This is a genomic window from Sphingobacterium yanglingense, assembly GCF_004363245.1.
GTDB classification, from domain to species: domain Bacteria; phylum Bacteroidota; class Bacteroidia; order Sphingobacteriales; family Sphingobacteriaceae; genus Sphingobacterium; species Sphingobacterium yanglingense.
The window spans coordinates 1,059,715-1,076,228 of record NZ_SNYV01000011.1; the positions used below are offsets into that span (position 1 = coordinate 1,059,715).

Genomic DNA, 16,514 nt, shown 5'->3' on the forward strand with positions numbered 1-16,514 from the left:
TGATACCGAACCGCACCCCATAAAATGTCTATTTTATTCTTATTAATCCAACTGCAGTACACGATGCGTATGCGCGCGCATCTCTGCGCAAAGCTCCGGATTATCGTTCAATGCCTGTCCCCAAGAAGGAATCATTTCACGCAATTTCTTGCGGTACTCATCCGATTTTGCACGTTCGGGGAAACAGCGTTTCAATAGCTGGATCATAATCGCAACCGAAGTAGACGCTCCTGGAGAAGCTCCCAATAATGCCGCAATTGAACCATCAGCACTAGATACCACCTCAGTTCCAAACTCTAACACTCCACCATGCTTAGGATCTTTTTTAATAACCTGTACACGTTGTCCTGCCTTTTCTATCGCCCAGTCTTCTAGTCGTGCTGTAGGCATAAACTGCTTCAGGGCATCCAATTTGTCCTTCGGTTTTTTCATCACCTCCGTAATCAGATATTTTGTCAACGGAAGGTTATCCAATCCAGCGGACAACATCGGTTTTATATTCGATAGCTTTATAGAAGCCGGTAAATCAAAATACGAACCTTGTTTTAAGAACTTAGTCGAAAAACCAGCGTAAGGTCCAAAAAGTAATGCTTGCTTACCGTCAATATAACGGGTATCCAAATGCGGAACAGACATCGGAGGTGCTCCTACAGATGCTTTTCCGTATACTTTCGCACGATGTTGTGCAATGATATCTGGATTCGTACAGCGCAACCACTGTCCTCCTACCGGGAATCCGCCATAACCTTTAGCCTCAGGAATACCTGATTTTTCCAAAAGCAATAAAGAGTGTCCACCAGCACCAATAAATACGAACTGCGCTTTAATCTCTCGCTTATCACCCGTTTTAAGGTCTTTCACTTCTACCTCCCAACGGCCATCATCCTCACGTTCGATATCTTTTACCTCTTGGTGCAAAGACAATTTGATATTACCTTTAGTACTCAAATAATTGATCAGATCCTTAGTCAACGCACCAAAATTCACATCTGTACCGATATCCATTCGGGTCGCAGCCATAGGCTCATTTGCAGCCCTATCCTTCATCATCAACGGGATCCACTCCTCCAACAAGGATTTATCCTCGGTATATTTCATTCCCTTGAATAACGTTTCTTTTTCCATTGTTTCGAAACGCGTCTTCAAAAATCGGACATCCTTCTCGCCAAACACCGCACTCATATGGGGTACTTGACGGATAAAATGAGTTGGGTCTTTTATGACACCCTTCTCTACTAAATAAGCCCAAAACTGTTTAGAAACTTCAAATTGTTCCGCAATCTTTATGGCTTTATCCACTTTCACTGAGCCATCTTCCTGCTCAGGGGTATAATTTAATTCACATAAAGCCGAGTGCCCTGTTCCTGCATTATTCCATGCATCCGAACTCTCCGCTGCAACAACATCCAAACGTTCAATAATCTCAATATTGATATCTGGATTCAACTCATTGATCAGAGCTCCTAGCGTAGCACTCATGATACCACCACCAATCAGAACGACATCAACTTCAGTATTTTGTTTTTTCTTGCCCATGACTTATTTAATTGTTGCAAAATTAACATTCGTTTTTGGTTATTACGAATCATTTTGTCAAAATTCTCTCATTTCCACTACATTTTATTCGAACAAAGCACTTCGTTTTTGCAAAGTAAAAATTAGAATAACGACTCAAACAAGTCCTAATAGCCCAATTAATTCAAAGTTGTCCTTGGAATCGAATCGGAACCTTAAAAACTAAGAAAGATACGTTTTCACGGATTGCCAGTTAATTAATTTAACTAGCGTATGCTGGGAGGAGAAAAGCAAGAAATCCATTTGACGATCCGTCCTTCGCTTTGGACGGAGGACAGACCATCACAACTGAAGATACAGCTACTAATATTGATCAATAAAATACTTCAATAAATCCGTTGTAGTTACGATGCCTACCAATTCTTCATCTTTAACAACTGGTATCGAATGGAAAGTAACACCGGATAGTATCTCCGTTACTTCTTTAATCGTTGCATCAGGACCTACAATAACCGGTGATTTGGCCATCAATTGAGGAATAGTGTACATATCATACACCACAGCTTCAATATCATTCTCTTCTGTTACATCAGCGTAGCTGATTTTTAGTAGATCAGAGTAACTTACAACACCGACCAACTTCTTGTCTTCAACAATAGGAAGATGACGGATATTATGTTTCTTGAATAGCTTTTCTGCGTCATACAAGCTGTCTTTCGGAGTTAAGGTAACCAACTCTCTTGTCATAATCTCTGATACTGGAACTCGCTGTTTCATACTATTTTATTTAAATGATTTCCTTTATTGCTATACCCAAATATCAACATCTTTAGGCATAAAAAACAGGACACATATCACTTAAAAAAGTGATTTACAAACAGGTATAGATAATATTTTATTCGTAACTTGAAATCTGGTCTTGTTTTATTCTGTGCCTTATAAGCTTTATCAAAATCGTTTTTTAATAAACTTAGCGTTATGTCAAAATTTACCTATTTTTGCGAACTACAGATTAAATTATCATTTTGTCTCAAAGAAATAAGTTAGAAATTAATACACATATGAAACTACTTGAAGGAAAAACAGCGTTAGTTACCGGAGCATCAAAAGGGATTGGCCGCAAGATCGCAGAGGTATTTGCACAACATGGTGCCAACGTAGCTTTTACCTACCTATCCTCTGTTGAGAAAGGTCAGGCCCTAGAAACGGAGCTACAAGCTTTTGGTACGAAGGTAAAAGGATACCGTTCGGATGCTTCCAAGTTTGATGAAGCCGAACAGCTTATCAATGATATCGTTACCGAGTTTGGCACATTAGACATCGTCGTTAACAATGCCGGAATCACAAAAGACGGTCTTTTGATGCGTATGACAGAAGAAAACTGGGATGATGTAATCAATATCAACCTTAAATCCATCTTCAACGTTACCAAAGCAGCTTCTAAGGTAATGATGAAAAACAGAAAAGGTTCATTTATCAATATGTCTTCGGTAGTCGGTGTACAAGGTAATGCCGGACAGGCAAACTACGCTGCTTCAAAAGCAGGTATTATTGGCTTTACAAAATCTGTAGCAAAAGAATTAGGCTCTAGAAACATCAGAGCCAATGTAATCGCTCCAGGTTTTATCCGTACAGAAATGACAGACGTATTGGATCCAAAAGTAGTCGCAGGATGGGAAGCAGGTATTCCTTTGAAACGCGGTGGCGAACCAGAAGATGTAGCTAATGCATGTCTTTTCTTAGCATCAGATCTATCCGCATATGTTACAGGCCAAGTGCTTCCTGTAGACGGCGGTATGTTATAATACACATAGGTCCTTTTGACATAACAATCAAAAGGACCTCTATTTAGAAACAGCTTTTTCTCCAAAAAAGCAAACACTTTGGGCGAACCAGTGAATACTTCTCGCCAAAAGGTAATCACTAAAACCGAACAAGAGAACACTTCTCACCAAAAGGTAATCACTAAAACCGAACAAGGGAACACTTCTCACCAAAAAGTAATCACTAAAACCGAACAAGGGGCCACTTCTCACCAAAAGGTAATCACTAAAACCGAATAAGAGAACGCTTCTCGCCAAAAGGTAATCACTAAAACCAAACAAGGGAACACTTCTTGCCAAAAGGTAATCACTAAAACCGAACAAGGGAACACTTCTCACCAAAAGGTAATCACTAAAACCAAACAAGGGAACACTTCTTGCCAAAAGGTAATCACTAAAACCAAACAAGGGAACACTTCTTGCCAAAAGGTAATCACTAAAACCGAACAAGAGAACACTTCTTGCCAAAAGGTAATCACTAAAACCGAACAAGGGAACACGTCTCACCAAAAAGTAATCACTAAAAGCAAACAATCAGTCACTTTTTTACCTTTTTTTCTACTTTTTTCGATTAAGTTTGCACTCGATATGCATAGGGATCAGGTTTTCAATATACAGACAGAGCAGGACTTTAACACAATAGCCCTCGAAATTTTCAACTTTCAGGCACAGCATACACCTGTATACAGAGACTATATACAAGCCTTACGCATCGCGCCAGAGACTATCGTCGACTACAGACAGATTCCCTTTCTGCCGATTCAATTCTTCAAGACACACGCTGTTGTTGCAGAAAACCACTCGCCCGAAATTACCTTCAGTAGCTCTGGCACTACTGGTATGATTACGAGCAAGCATCCTGTGCCCGATCTCTCTTGGTACACCGATAGCTTTCGAAAAGCGTTTGATTTATTCTACGGTGATGTCCAAGATATTGCTATTCTCGCCTTACTGCCTAATTACCTCGAACGCGAAGGATCATCACTTATCTATATGGTGGATGACCTCATACAGTCCTCACAGCAGACCGAAAGTGGGTACTTTCTATATAATCATGATGACCTCTACAACAGCTTAAAGCAGCTACAGCAAAAAGGAACAAAGACAATCCTTATCGGTGTCACCTATGCCCTGTTAGATTTTATTGACAGTCACCAAATAGATTTCCCCAAATTGATCGTTATGGAGACCGGTGGAATGAAGGGAAAACGCAAAGAAATGGTACGCGAAGAGCTACATGAACAATTAAAAATGGGCTTTGGTGTACCTCATATACATTCAGAGTACGGAATGACCGAATTACTATCTCAGGGTTATTCTTATGGTGACGGTATATTTCAAACGCCACCATGGATGAAAATCCTTATTCGCGACACCAACGACCCACTTACCTTGCTGACAGACAAAAAGACGGGCGCTATCAATGTAATCGACCTGGCCAACTACTACTCCTGCTCCTTTATCGCGACACAGGACCTAGGCAAGATACATGCTGACCAGTCTTTTGAGATCCTGGGCCGGTTTGACAATGCCGATATACGTGGTTGCAACCTTCTAGTGCAATAGCTTACTTCAGACTACGGTCCTCAAACGTATTTCCTGCGTTCAAATCGCCTGTATCATAGCCCTTCTTAAACCAAGCTGTACGCTGCTTTGAAGTGCCATGCGTAAAAGACTCTGGGTTACTATGCCCTTGGGCTTGTTCCTGTATATGGTCGTCACCTACCGCTGCCGCTGCCTGCATTCCATCGACAATATCCTCGTAGGTCAACTCGATATCCGAATTTTTATTGACATAGTGCGCCCATACCCCTGCATAAAAGTCAGCCTGTAGCTCAGTCATCACCGAAATCTTGTTATACTCCCTTTCACTCATTTTGGCACGCAGCTCATTCGTCTGCTTTAACACCCCTAGAATATTCTGTATATGGTGTCCCACTTCATGCGCTATTACATAAGCCAAGGCAAACTCTCCTTTGGCACCAAAACGCTGTTTAAGCTCCTCATTGAATGTCAAGTCCATATAAATCGTCTGATCGGCCGGACAATAGAACGGTCCATAGGCCGATTGGCCCATACCGCACCCATCTGTCGGTGTATTACGATCATAAACGACCAACTTGGTAGGCGGATAATCCGCATTCGCCTGTTCTTTGAACAACTTGCCCCATACATCCTCTGTGCTCTGTAATACCACGCGCGAAAATGCGGTCAACTTTTGCTCCTCTGCACTCAGCTCCCTCACTTCCCCCGTTGCCACCTCTTGGTTCGCTCCCATCTGCTGCAGCAATTGCGCTGGGTCGCCGCCCATAAAAAGACCGATCAACAAAATAATAACACCGCCGATACCACCGACAGCTACTTTTCCACCAGAAGACATCCCTCTTCTATCTTCAAAATTACCGCTTTGTCGACCACCTTGCCATTTCATAATTTTCTTATTTAAGTTAATTTATTCTAAGCGATAGCACAAAATCTCTGCCAAAACAGAGCCGTTTCAAAATGATATTATAAGTGCGTCACTCCCCCATACAAATATCTGAAGCCCCAAAGTGTTGCGTAAAAAATTCGTATCTTTGCCCTATGAATTTAGAGAACTTATTAGCCGAAAGAAGTGGAAATCAATGTGAGCTTTGTACAAGCAGTTCAGACTTATCCAAGTATGAAGTTCCGCCGACTTCCAATGCCAACCTGGATAACAGTATCTGGGTTTGTGAAGTATGTAAATCCCAGATAGAAAAAAGAGAGCAACTAAATCCATCACACTGGAGAGTACTATCGGACACCATGTGGTCAGAGCATGCCCCAGTACAAGTGGTTGCTTGGCGTATGTTGAGCCGTCTACGCAACGAAGCCTGGGCCGCAGACAACCTAGAAATCCTTTATCTTGATGATGAGAATCTAGAATGGGCAAAGAAAACAGGAGATCATGAGCAGGATGGCACGGTAGACTTCCACCAAGACTCTAATGGAGCAAGATTACACGAAGGAGACACCGTTGTATTGATCAAAACCTTAGATGTAAAAGGTTCTTCATTGAATGCAAAACTGGGTACAGTAGTCAAAAACATTCGTTTAGTACCCGACAATACCGAACAGATAGAAGGCAAAATAGAAGGTCAGACTATCGTCATCCTGACGAAGTACCTTCGTAAAGGATAATACAAAAGCTGTCCGAAAAAATTAACCTTTTCGTACAGCTTTTATTATTGAATCGTGATTACATTTCTGTTCAACACCAGAAAACCATCCTTCTCCAGTGATTTCAACAGGCGCGAGATTACTACACGCGAAGTATTCAACTCATTGGCAATCTCCAAATGGGTCTTATTGACCACCTTTCCCTTATTTATTGTAGCCACATTCAACAGATAAGATTTTAGCCTACCCGACATATCCTTGAAAGCCAAGTTGTCTATCGCCTCTAGCATCTCATCCATTCGATTATTATAGCTATCGAATACATACTTCCGCCATGAAGGATATTTGGCCAACCAATCCTCCATTTTCTGTACCGGAATCATAAGTACCATACCATCAGTCTCCCCTATAGCACGAATATTACTACGTTTATCTCCTAGACAACAAGCCATCGTCATTGCACAGGTATCCCCTCTCTCCAAAAAATACAGCAACAACTCGCCTTCATCATAATCGTCCCGCATAATCTTAATAGCTCCTTCCAACAATATAGGCATAACCGTAACAGTCTGCCCCATATCGATCAGAATATCCTGTGCCCGAAAATGCTTTAACTGTGCTACATCAGCGATTTCTTGAACAAGTCCCGGTTCAAACTTCTCAGGGTAATAGTTCTCTAAAATTTCCTCTATCTGCATATTAGTCTCTAGTGCGGCAATTTATCTTTTAGTACACCGTAGATAAAGGTACCAAATAAAGCGCTCACTATCACTATGAGCATAGGTAATACTCCTGCCCCCAATAGTACAAACATAGGTCCCGGACAAGCCCCCACCAATGCCCACCCCAATCCAAAGAAGATCCCTCCGACCAGATAACGCGTTATAGACTTTTGCTTAGGAGCTACAGCGACTCGCTCTCCGTCCACATTCTTGGCCGAGCGTTTCATCCATTGTACCCCTACAATCCCTACAGCCAGTGCACTTCCCATAAAACCATACATATGGAAAGATTGAAAATTAAACATCTCATATATCCGGAACCAGGAAGCCGCCTCCGCTTTATACATCACTACACCAAAAAGAACACCTAAAACTATAAATACAAGTTGTCTCATAAACTTAAAAAATTAGGGGAAACAAGCCATGAACCATCAGCAAGCCTCCGATAAAAAAACCAATCACCGCAATCAAAGAAGGCAATTGCAGATCACTCAATCCCGATATGGCATGTCCAGAAGTACAGCCTCCTGCATAGCGCGTCCCAAATCCGATCAATAGACCGCCTACAATCAACAGCAACACATTAGACAGGGACATATCACCATATATCTCTGTTGGCACAAAAGTAGCACCAGCACTCTCAAAGTTCATCGACTTCAACTGGGCGATTGTTTCCGTAGAGATTGCAGGAACCTGATTGTCCGACAAATAGTGTACAGAGACGTAACCTCCCACTATCGACCCCAGTAGGAACAATAAATTCCAACGTTGGGTCCGCCAATCAAAATCAAAAAAGCTACAGGACTTGCCGGCTCCTGCCATCGCACACATTGTCCGAAAATTTGAAGAAAACCCAAAACTTTTCCCCAAGTAAATCAATGCCAGCATAATCAATGCAACCAAAGGGCCTCCCACATACCAAGGCCAAGCGTTATAAATCCATTCCATATGTAAAAAATATTTCATATTTGCACAAATATAATCAGTGCACTTAATTTCCTCGGTTACTTTTGTTACATTTGCCCCGTTAGGAATCAACAATTAACACACAGTATATTAACCGTTTAATTCCAACATGTTTTTATACTGAAAAAAGACGTAGTCCGTGTCAGACAAATCAAATTTAACTTTAAGGAGAATAGTACTATTCAGCCTTATTTTATCATTCGCTATACTAAGTACGATATTTATCTATCAATACTTACAGTACAAAAAAGTAGAAGGTAGACTCAATGCCGCCTACTCCTCTGGAAACCTACAATCTCCAGCATTATACAAACTATTTTCGACATTTACAGAGGCCGACAATTTGTTTCGATTGTATACCATAAACTTTGACGAAAACGACTTCACAGGCTACCGCAATAAATTGGACACGATCAAATTGGTCGTCGACTCGCTGGCAGCCCTACCGATAGACAGCAATCCTATCAATAGCAGTGCTGGCAACAGCATTACCGAAGGTAGCTTGGCACTGCAATATGCGCATCTCAAAAAACAGGTCGACGATATCGTCTACTATGCCCAAGACTCGCTACAGACACTTACATCAAGAACACATACCACATCACAGAAACCGAGGATTACACAATCGGATTCTATCATCAGCAAAATATTAAGAGATACCCTCAAAGTTGCACAAGAACAAGATACCGTAGTAAAGAAAAAAGAAGGTCTCTTCAACAGAATATTTAAAGCAAAGAACGATACCTTGGTCAATCAAAAGACCAACGAAGTATTGAATGTAAATCAGATTGATCTTGTCCAACGTAATATAGACCAACTGATATCCACCAATGAGCGGATTTATAGAAACAACCTCCGTGATCTCCGTGCTGTATTCGGAAAGTTACAAGAAGCCGAAAAAGAGCTGATCACCTCCAATTACGCTTTGCTGAACAGTTTAAAAATCGGCATCGAAAACTTAAGACAGATAGAGCTGGATGGAATCCGTCAAGCGGAAGAACAAGATTTCGCACTCTACAAAGAAAACTCCACCAACTTCGGTAATCAATTAATTATAGCATTAGCCATTATGCTGCTTATGATTGTCTTCCTTGTCTATTACCAGTATCAAGTAGCTTCATACGAGCGTAAGCTTCTTAATGAGAAGGAATACGCATCAAAGATAGCCGAAGAAAAGACAAACGTACTCGCCAATATCAGTCATGAGGTGCGTTCGCCCCTCGTATCTCTACAGGGTGTGGTCAATATATTGAAAAACAATAATGATGCGAAGACCATTGACAAAGAGATTATACAGACCATCGACAACGACATCAATGTAATCAATAGTACGGTCAATGATATCCTAAATCTGAGCAAATTAGAAGCAGGCTCCCTGGATATCAAATTTGGTTATATATCCCCTTATAAGCTTATCGAGGATAGCATAGGATTACATCAGTACCAAGCAGAGACAAAGAAGCTAGAGTTAATCAACGCAAACAAAGTCGCCCCTCAACTGATGATATGGGGAAATGCTTTCCGTTTCAAGCAGGTAATTTCAAATCTTATTTCCAATGCGATCAAATACACGCAGAAGGGATCCATAACTGTTACAGCCGAAGTAAAAAAAGTAGGTGACAAACAGCGTATCGTTATCCGTGTCATCGACACTGGAATAGGTATTAGCGACAATAAAAAAGACCAGATCTTCCGCAAATATTACATCGCTGACAATAAAAATAAATCTGGAGGTTTTGGATTAGGCCTATATATCTCCAAAATACTGAGCGAACAGATAAAAGGTTCCATATCCTTTATCAGTGAAGCGGAAAAAGGAACAACCTTTATCTTCGAAGTTCCTATAGAGAAGAGTCATATGGAAGCGAACGAATCACAACAGCTTACGGTATCGAGCTTACCTCAAGATATCAGAATCGTCTTTATCGACGATAGCCGTATCGGACTGTTCTTTATACAGCAACTGTTCAACAACCATCAAAACGTACGCTTGTTTGACAACAGCCAACAGGCTTGGGCGTACCTTGCCTCAAACCCGGTAGATATTGTCGTGACCGACCTTATCATGCCTGAATTGGATGGTTGGGGCATATTAAACCGTATCCGCTCGACTCCTGCGATAGCCCACACAAAAGTCTTTGTATGTACTGCAGAGAATATGCTTCTAGAAGGAAAATCTAATCAGAAATACAGCTTCGATGGAACCATAAACAAGCCGATCAACGAAAACAATCTGGTAGCGACCTTATTAAAGGGATAGCCGCAATCGATATATCCAATGGAATGGTGTACTACAGATCAACTGGATAGTACACCGTTCCCAAATTTTTTAAATCCTCGAGTTCCACTGCCTCCTCAAAAATCCCAAACACCGCAGATCCAGATCCCGACATAGCCGCATAGATCGCTCCTTTCTCATACAGCGAATGTTTTATTTTTTCAATCTGCGGATACCGTTCAAAAACACCGATTTCAAAATCATTCACCAAATGATATTTCCATTCCTGTATAGGTAGTTGAATTGCTCTTTTCAGGTCCAGCGCTGGAGTCTGCGGCATGACACACTGATAGGCTTCTACCGTAGAAATATGGATGTCTGGTTTTATTACCGCGATGAAATAGCCCGATAGATCTAACGTGACATCCTCAAAAGTCGTCCCTATACCAGAGGCAAATACAGGCTTATTCTCCAGAAAAAAGGCACAATCGGCCCCCAATCGCTCTGCATAAGGTTTAAGTTCCTCCATAGAAAGACCTAGACCGTTGACCTCGTTCAACATCTTCAGCACATATGCCGCATCCGACGATCCGCCCCCCAATCCAGCACCTATCGGAATATTTTTCAAGAGATGTATATGCATCGGACTAATCCCATAATCCGCATCCAACAGTTCAAAAGCCTTTTCACAGAGATTAGTTCCCCCACCAGGAATAGACAGTCCATCCACTTGGAATGTCATCTTTTCCGCAGGGGTTAGCTCGATCACATCATACAGTTTGATCGGATAGAAAACAGTTTCTATATTATGATAACCATCCGATCTCTTTTCAGTGACCAGAAGGCCCAGATTTATTTTCGCATTTGCAAATGAAATCATACCTGTCTTATTGGGAAGAAGAAGCCTTTTTGGGTCTATTAAAATTCCCCTTTTTGTTGAAAGGCTTTCGTTTTTTCTTGTTATTACTCTTCAATCGAGGAGCATAAGCAGGTCCTTCTGCAAATCCTTCAGGCAATGTCTCTTTACGGATTTCATATTCCACCAGCTTTTCAATAAGCGCAAACTTACCCTGGTCTTTGACATTTATAAAAGTAATTGCTGTCCCCGTGGTCGCAGCACGCGCAGTACGTCCCACCCTATGCACATAATCCTCTGGATCTGGAGGTACATCATAATTGACCACCAGACTGATCCCCACAATATCGATACCTCTGGAAATTACATCTGTACCGATCAATACATTGATCTTTTTAGCCCTAAATCGCCCCATGATATCTTCACGCTCCGACTGATTCAGATCCGAGTGGAATCCTTCTACCGCGAGACCACTTTTATTCAGATCCCGTGCCAGTGTTTTGACGATTTGCTTCTTGGATGCAAATACAATTGCGGTACTATATTTCGGATCTCTCAGAATATGCTGCAACAGCGCATTTTTATGCTCATCATACACAAGGTATGCATGTTGATCTATTCCTTCTGAAGGCTTAGAGATTGCGATATTTATTTCCTTTGGATTATTCAGGATTTTCTTTGCCAATCCCCGGATTTTGGTAGGCATCGTAGCAGAGAACAGTAGCGTCTGTCTCTTTTGCGGCAGATAGCTTATAATACGGATAATATCATCATAAAACCCCATATCCAACATCGTGTCTGCCTCATCAAGGATAAGATGTTTTAATTGGCTAAAATCAAACTTACCTGAGCTCATATGACTGATCAACCGACCAGGTGTCGCTACGATAATATTTGCGCCTTCACGAATAGCTCTTTTTTGTTGTTCGTACCCCATACCATCTCCGCCACCATATACAGCAATCGAAGTCGTGCCGGTAAAATACCCGAGCCCCATCACCTGCTGATCGATCTGCAATGCCAATTCCCGCGTCGGCACCAGTATAATAGTGTCCACACGCTCTCTTGGTTCCAGCCCATTCTTATGTAAGATAGGCAATAGATAAGCCGCAGTCTTACCTGTCCCCGTCTGAGCACAGGCGATTAAATCTTCATTGTCCAATATAACCGGTATGGTCTGTTCTTGTATGGGTGTCGCTTCTACAAAGCCCATGGTGTCGAGCCCTTCTTCCAGTGTAGGGATGAAGCCAAATTCGTCAAATCTCAATGTATTGAAATATCTATATTATAAAATTAATCGAAGTTACTAATTTTTAGGCAATAATCACGCGCTCTTTACCGACCAAAATTCTACGTTTACCGACTATCTCTACAAGCTAACCTATTTGCCATGTGCTGGATTCGTAGTTCCTGCTACCTTTGGAGTATACAAACAATAAAACAAAAAGATATGGCTACTAAAACAACATTCGATTTCAATAATGAAAACATTACAAGCGGTGTTCAGAACATCTTTAAAGTAATACAAGAGAGCAAACTTACAGTATCTTCCAACGAAGGCAAACAATGGTTAAGTATTCCTTTAATATTTGGTTTGCTGATCGGTATTATCTTCCCTTTCATAGCTATCATAGCAGTGGCACTGATTTTACTTCGTGTCATCAAGGTCACAGTCGAACGCGAGATACAAGATAATATCAATGGGCAGAAAGCACTAGATTCTAAGTAGAAGGCCTGTTTACAGACTCGGATAAGCCCATCTTTATCGAAAAGAAATAAAATTTCGTTAATTATGTGTTAATATCAACGTCTCTGTGAACCTAATGGCACATCGCTTGTCCTATGCGTGTGATATCAGTTTTGTAACGTACAACTAAATTACACACATATGAAAACGACAATTAAAATCTTGAGTCTACTGTTTATTGCAGTATTTACATTGACATCGTGCAGTAAAGATGATGACCCCGCGGACAATGACCTATTTATCGGCAAGTATGAAGGTACAGTCTCCTTTAAAAGCACACAAGACGGCGACAGCGATGTCCCATCAACCAACGGTTCAGTGACCGTTACCAAAGTTGGTGACAGCTACTCGTTCAACTTTTCAAATGGAATTCCGACCATCAAGGATATCACCATGAAAAAAGGGGACAACAATACCATTATGTTCAGTGATAATGGAATAGGTACCATCACCGTAACGGCATCGAAACTGTCAATAGCTTTTACAAAAGACGGTAGAGGTTGGCTAGCCGACTGTAAACGTTAAGCCATATCAAAAAAAATAAAAAAATATTTTACTTAGTGTAATTAATACACTATATTTGTAGCATCATAATTTAGGTTTATAATTGGTTATTAAAGGTTTTCATTCTCCCCGTTTGAAAACCTTTATTTCAAACTTCAAACCTACTGATACACAAAAGTTAGAATTAGATTTTTCAAAATTATACATGTTTAATAAGTAGATTTCTGTGCGTTGGAAAGCTACAAAAAAGAGGAAAGCGATGTAAGTCACCTTCCTCTTTTTACAAATTACTCCCTTAGCCTATTTACTTTCTACGAGTGAGTGCCCGGTTATATTCATAGTTCATCCGTGCGATATTCAGAACCGATATACCCTGTGGACATTCCACCTCACATGCTTCCGTATTCGAGCAGTGTCCAAACTCCTCTGCATCCATTTGCTCGACCATCCGGATCACCCTTTCCTGCCTTTCCTCCTTCCCTTGCGGAAGCAGTACCAGATGGTTTATTTTTGCTGATGTAAACAGCGCTGCGCTACTATTTTTACAGGTAGCAACACAGGCACCACATCCTATACAAGCCGCTGCATCAAATGCCTCTTCCGTAACCTGATGGCTAATGGGCAGTGCATGCGCATCGGGAGCCTGTCCCGTATTAGTAGATACGAACCCGCCACTGGAAATAATCCGATCAAATGCCGAACGATCCACACGCAAGTCCCTTTTTATCGGGAAAGCCTGCGATCTAAAAGGCTCTATAAAAATAGTTTCATTGTCGGTAAAAGATCGGAGATGCAATTGGCAGGTTGTGGTATTCTGCAATGGCCCATGCGCAATACCGTTTATCATCATTCCACATTGCCCACATATCCCTTCCCTACAATCGTGATCAAATTCGACAGGCTCATCACCGGTCAGTATCAGCTTTTCATTCAAGGTATCCAACATTTCCAGGAATGACATGTGTGGATTCAGATCCTCTAAAATATAATCGACTAATTTACCTTGTGATTCCCGGTCCTTTTGACGCCAAACTTTAAGATTTAACTTCATATATATAATTCCTTTCTGAGCTGTCTATTGACAGATCGGTCTGACTTTTTATTTTATTTATAACTGCGCACAATAGGCTTTAATACTTCAAACTTGAGCTCTTCTTTATGAAGAACCGGATCAGCCCCAGCTCCTGCCCATTCCCAGGCCGAGATAAACTGGAACTCCTCGTCGTTGCGCATAGCCTCGCCTTCTGCTGTTTGATATTCCTCTCTGAAATGAGCACCACAGGACTCATTCCTAGTCAGTGCATCAAAGCACATCAGCTCGCCTATCTCGAGATAATCAGCTACCCGTCCCGCCTTTTCCAACTCGCTATTCATAGCCTTCGTATCCCCGGGTATCTTGACATTTTTATAAAAGTCCTCCCTCAGCTTTCTAATCTCCGTGATAGCGCCCTTCAGCCCCGCTTCATTTCGGGCCAGCCCACAATAGTCATAGAGAATCTTGCCCAATGTCTTATGGTAATAGTCTACCGTCTTACTTCCCCCAATAGCCAAGAGCTTCTTTAGATTTTCCTCTACCGCAGCCTGCGCCTTATCAAATTCGGGATGTTGATCATCAATCTTTCCAGTGTGTATATCGCCAGACAGGTAATTGGCTACGGTGTAAGGTGCTATAAAATAACCATCTACCGAAGCCTGCAACAATGAATTGGCCCCTAACCTATTGGCCCCATGATCTGCAAAATTCGCCTCACCCAATGCAAATAACCCGGGCACCGTCGTCATCAACTCATAGTCTATCCACAGCCCACCCATAGAAAAGTGTGCAGATGGAGAGATCATCATCGGCTCTTCGTACGCATCAAACCCCGTAATCTTGCGGTACATATCAAACAGGTTACCATATTTTTCTTCAATCTTGCCCCGTCCTTGCTCTTTGATCGCTTTCGCAAAATCAAGATACACCGCATTCTTAAGCGGACCTATACCAAAACCAGCATCGATCCGTTCTTTCGCAGCTCTAGAAGAGATATCCCTTGGTGCAAGGTTTCCAAATGCAGGGTATCTTCTTTCTAAATAGTAATCCCGTTCATTTTCTGGGATATCATTCGGTTTTCTTGTTTCATCCGTTTTAGTATGCACCCATATCCGGCCATCATTACGTAACGATTCAGACATCAAGGTCAGCTTCGATTGGTAATCTCCGGACTGAGGCAAAGACGTCGGATGTATCTGTATCCAGCTCGGGCTGGCCATCAAGGCACCTTTTTTATGCGCCCGCCAGATCGCCGACCCGTTACAGCCCATAGCCAATGTCGACAGGTAATAGATCTTTCCATAGCCTCCCGTCGCCAAGATAACCGCATGCCCTGCATGTCTTTCCAAGGCTCCGGTATCGAGATTACGGACAATAATACCTCTGGCTTTGCCATCGATCATCACCAGATCCAACATCTCGTGTCTCGAGTACAGCTTGACGGTTCCTTTTCCTACCTGCCGCATCAAGGCCTGATAAGCACCCAAAAGCAACTGCTGGCCAGTCTGTCCCCGTGCGTAGAAAGTACGGCTCACCTGCACCCCACCAAAAGAGCGGTTATTAAGGTATCCCCCATATTCGCGTCCAAAGGGCACCCCTTGCGCCACCGCCTGATCGATCAGATTCAGCGAGCATTCCGCCATACGGTACACATTCGCCTCACGCGCTCTAAAATCTCCTCCTTTTAGCGTATCCACAAACATACGATACACACTATCACCGTCATTTTTATAATTTTTTGCCGCATTCACGCCTCCTTGAGCTGCCACGGAATGCGCCCGCCTTGGACTATCCTGAAAACAAAAAGATTTGACCTGATACCCCATCTCCGCCAGCGAAGCTGCGATCGAGCTTCCCGCCAGTCCAGTACCAACGACAATAACCTCCAATTTCTTACGGTTTGCTGGATTGACCAACTTAGCCGTTTTCTTAAAATTCTCCCATTTTTGTTCCAATAAACCTTCAGGGATCTTAGCATCTAAGTTCATT

Annotated in this window: 17 protein-coding genes; 6 read left to right on the top strand and 11 right to left on the bottom strand. The window is 42.0% G+C overall.

Annotation, left to right across the window (positions count from 1 at the left end; translation table 11 throughout):
* Window positions 1–42 precede the first annotated feature (42 nt).
* Together CLV99_RS06835 and CLV99_RS06840 are read right to left on the bottom strand one after the other, a co-directional pair.
* Window positions 43–1,536, bottom strand: coding sequence for a malate:quinone oxidoreductase (locus CLV99_RS06835; protein WP_133583724.1), 1,494 nt, complete (start codon window positions 1,534–1,536; stop codon window positions 43–45).
* A gap of 342 nt (window positions 1,537–1,878) precedes the next feature.
* On the bottom strand, window positions 1,879–2,292 hold the full coding sequence (locus tag CLV99_RS06840) for a CBS domain-containing protein (protein ID WP_133583725.1): 414 nt from the start codon (window positions 2,290–2,292) through the stop codon (window positions 1,879–1,881).
* A 284-nt stretch (window positions 2,293–2,576) separates the two neighbouring features.
* On the opposite strand from CLV99_RS06840, the gene fabG reads away from it, so the two are divergent.
* On the top strand, window positions 2,577–3,320 hold the full coding sequence (fabG, locus tag CLV99_RS06845; protein ID WP_133583726.1) for a 3-oxoacyl-[acyl-carrier-protein] reductase: 744 nt from the start codon (window positions 2,577–2,579) through the stop codon (window positions 3,318–3,320).
* A gap of 39 nt (window positions 3,321–3,359) precedes the next feature.
* On the opposite strand, the gene CLV99_RS06850 is transcribed toward fabG, so the two are convergent.
* Window positions 3,360–3,872, bottom strand: coding sequence for a hypothetical protein (locus CLV99_RS06850; protein ID WP_133583727.1), 513 nt, complete (start codon window positions 3,870–3,872; stop codon window positions 3,360–3,362).
* Between the two features lie 54 nt (window positions 3,873–3,926).
* Between CLV99_RS06850 and CLV99_RS06855 the strand changes: the two genes are divergently transcribed.
* Window positions 3,927–4,904, top strand: a complete 978-nt coding sequence (locus tag CLV99_RS06855) for a long-chain-fatty-acid--protein ligase (RefSeq protein WP_133583728.1) — start codon at window positions 3,927–3,929, stop codon at window positions 4,902–4,904.
* Between the two features lies 1 nt (window position 4,905).
* On the opposite strand, the gene ypfJ is transcribed toward CLV99_RS06855, so the two are convergent.
* The gene (gene ypfJ / locus CLV99_RS06860) at window positions 4,906–5,769 is read right to left on the bottom strand and encodes a KPN_02809 family neutral zinc metallopeptidase (RefSeq protein ID WP_133583729.1); all 864 of its coding nucleotides are present in this window, start codon (window positions 5,767–5,769) and stop codon (window positions 4,906–4,908) included.
* Between the two features lie 152 nt (window positions 5,770–5,921).
* Between ypfJ and CLV99_RS06865 the strand changes: the two genes are divergently transcribed.
* Window positions 5,922–6,500 (top strand): PhnA domain-containing protein, encoded by a 579-nt coding sequence (locus CLV99_RS06865; RefSeq protein WP_133583730.1) that lies wholly within the window; start codon window positions 5,922–5,924, stop codon window positions 6,498–6,500.
* Between the two features lie 44 nt (window positions 6,501–6,544).
* On the opposite strand, the gene CLV99_RS06870 is transcribed toward CLV99_RS06865, so the two are convergent.
* The 3 genes from CLV99_RS06870 to CLV99_RS06880 are packed head-to-tail and all read right to left on the bottom strand — an operon-like array spanning window position 6,545 to window position 8,167.
* Window positions 6,545–7,177: a Crp/Fnr family transcriptional regulator gene (locus CLV99_RS06870; RefSeq protein WP_133583731.1), complete on the bottom strand. Its 633-nt coding sequence runs from the start codon at window positions 7,175–7,177 to the stop codon at window positions 6,545–6,547.
* 8 nt (window positions 7,178–7,185) lie between these two features.
* A complete protein-coding gene (locus tag CLV99_RS06875; RefSeq protein WP_133583732.1) occupies window positions 7,186–7,596 on the bottom strand; it encodes a DUF6691 family protein in 411 nt (136 codons plus the stop codon).
* Between the two features lie 4 nt (window positions 7,597–7,600).
* Window positions 7,601–8,167, bottom strand: coding sequence for a YeeE/YedE family protein (locus tag CLV99_RS06880; protein ID WP_246032708.1), 567 nt, complete (start codon window positions 8,165–8,167; stop codon window positions 7,601–7,603).
* A gap of 139 nt (window positions 8,168–8,306) precedes the next feature.
* Here CLV99_RS06880 and CLV99_RS06885 point away from each other — a divergent pair, with 139 nt between their 5' ends.
* Window positions 8,307–10,427 carry an ATP-binding response regulator gene (locus CLV99_RS06885; RefSeq protein WP_133583734.1) on the top strand — a complete coding sequence of 707 codons (2,121 nt, stop codon included), beginning with the start codon at window positions 8,307–8,309 and terminating at the stop codon, window positions 10,425–10,427.
* Between the two features lie 31 nt (window positions 10,428–10,458).
* On the opposite strand, the gene ispE is transcribed toward CLV99_RS06885, so the two are convergent.
* Together ispE and CLV99_RS06895 are read right to left on the bottom strand one after the other, a co-directional pair.
* Window positions 10,459–11,265, bottom strand: a complete 807-nt coding sequence (gene ispE / locus CLV99_RS06890) for a 4-(cytidine 5'-diphospho)-2-C-methyl-D-erythritol kinase (protein ID WP_133583735.1) — start codon at window positions 11,263–11,265, stop codon at window positions 10,459–10,461.
* Window positions 11,266–11,272: 7 nt separating this feature from the next.
* Window positions 11,273–12,508 carry a DEAD/DEAH box helicase gene (locus CLV99_RS06895; protein WP_133583736.1) on the bottom strand — a complete coding sequence of 412 codons (1,236 nt, stop codon included), beginning with the start codon at window positions 12,506–12,508 and terminating at the stop codon, window positions 11,273–11,275.
* A 183-nt stretch (window positions 12,509–12,691) separates the two neighbouring features.
* Between CLV99_RS06895 and CLV99_RS06900 the strand changes: the two genes are divergently transcribed.
* Together CLV99_RS06900 and CLV99_RS06905 are read left to right on the top strand one after the other, a co-directional pair.
* Window positions 12,692–12,970, top strand: coding sequence for a DUF4342 domain-containing protein (locus tag CLV99_RS06900; protein WP_162850042.1), 279 nt, complete (start codon window positions 12,692–12,694; stop codon window positions 12,968–12,970).
* Between the two features lie 159 nt (window positions 12,971–13,129).
* Window positions 13,130–13,513 (top strand): hypothetical protein, encoded by a 384-nt coding sequence (locus CLV99_RS06905; protein WP_133583738.1) that lies wholly within the window; start codon window positions 13,130–13,132, stop codon window positions 13,511–13,513.
* 283 nt (window positions 13,514–13,796) lie between these two features.
* Here the strand turns inward: CLV99_RS06905 and CLV99_RS06910 are convergent, their stop codons facing one another.
* Complete coding sequence (locus CLV99_RS06910) at window positions 13,797–14,543, bottom strand: succinate dehydrogenase/fumarate reductase iron-sulfur subunit (protein WP_133583739.1); 747 nt, start codon at window positions 14,541–14,543, stop codon at window positions 13,797–13,799.
* Between the two features lie 53 nt (window positions 14,544–14,596).
* Window positions 14,597–16,513, bottom strand: coding sequence for a fumarate reductase/succinate dehydrogenase flavoprotein subunit (locus tag CLV99_RS06915; protein WP_133583740.1), 1,917 nt, complete (start codon window positions 16,511–16,513; stop codon window positions 14,597–14,599).
* Window position 16,514: the final 1 nt, after the last annotated feature.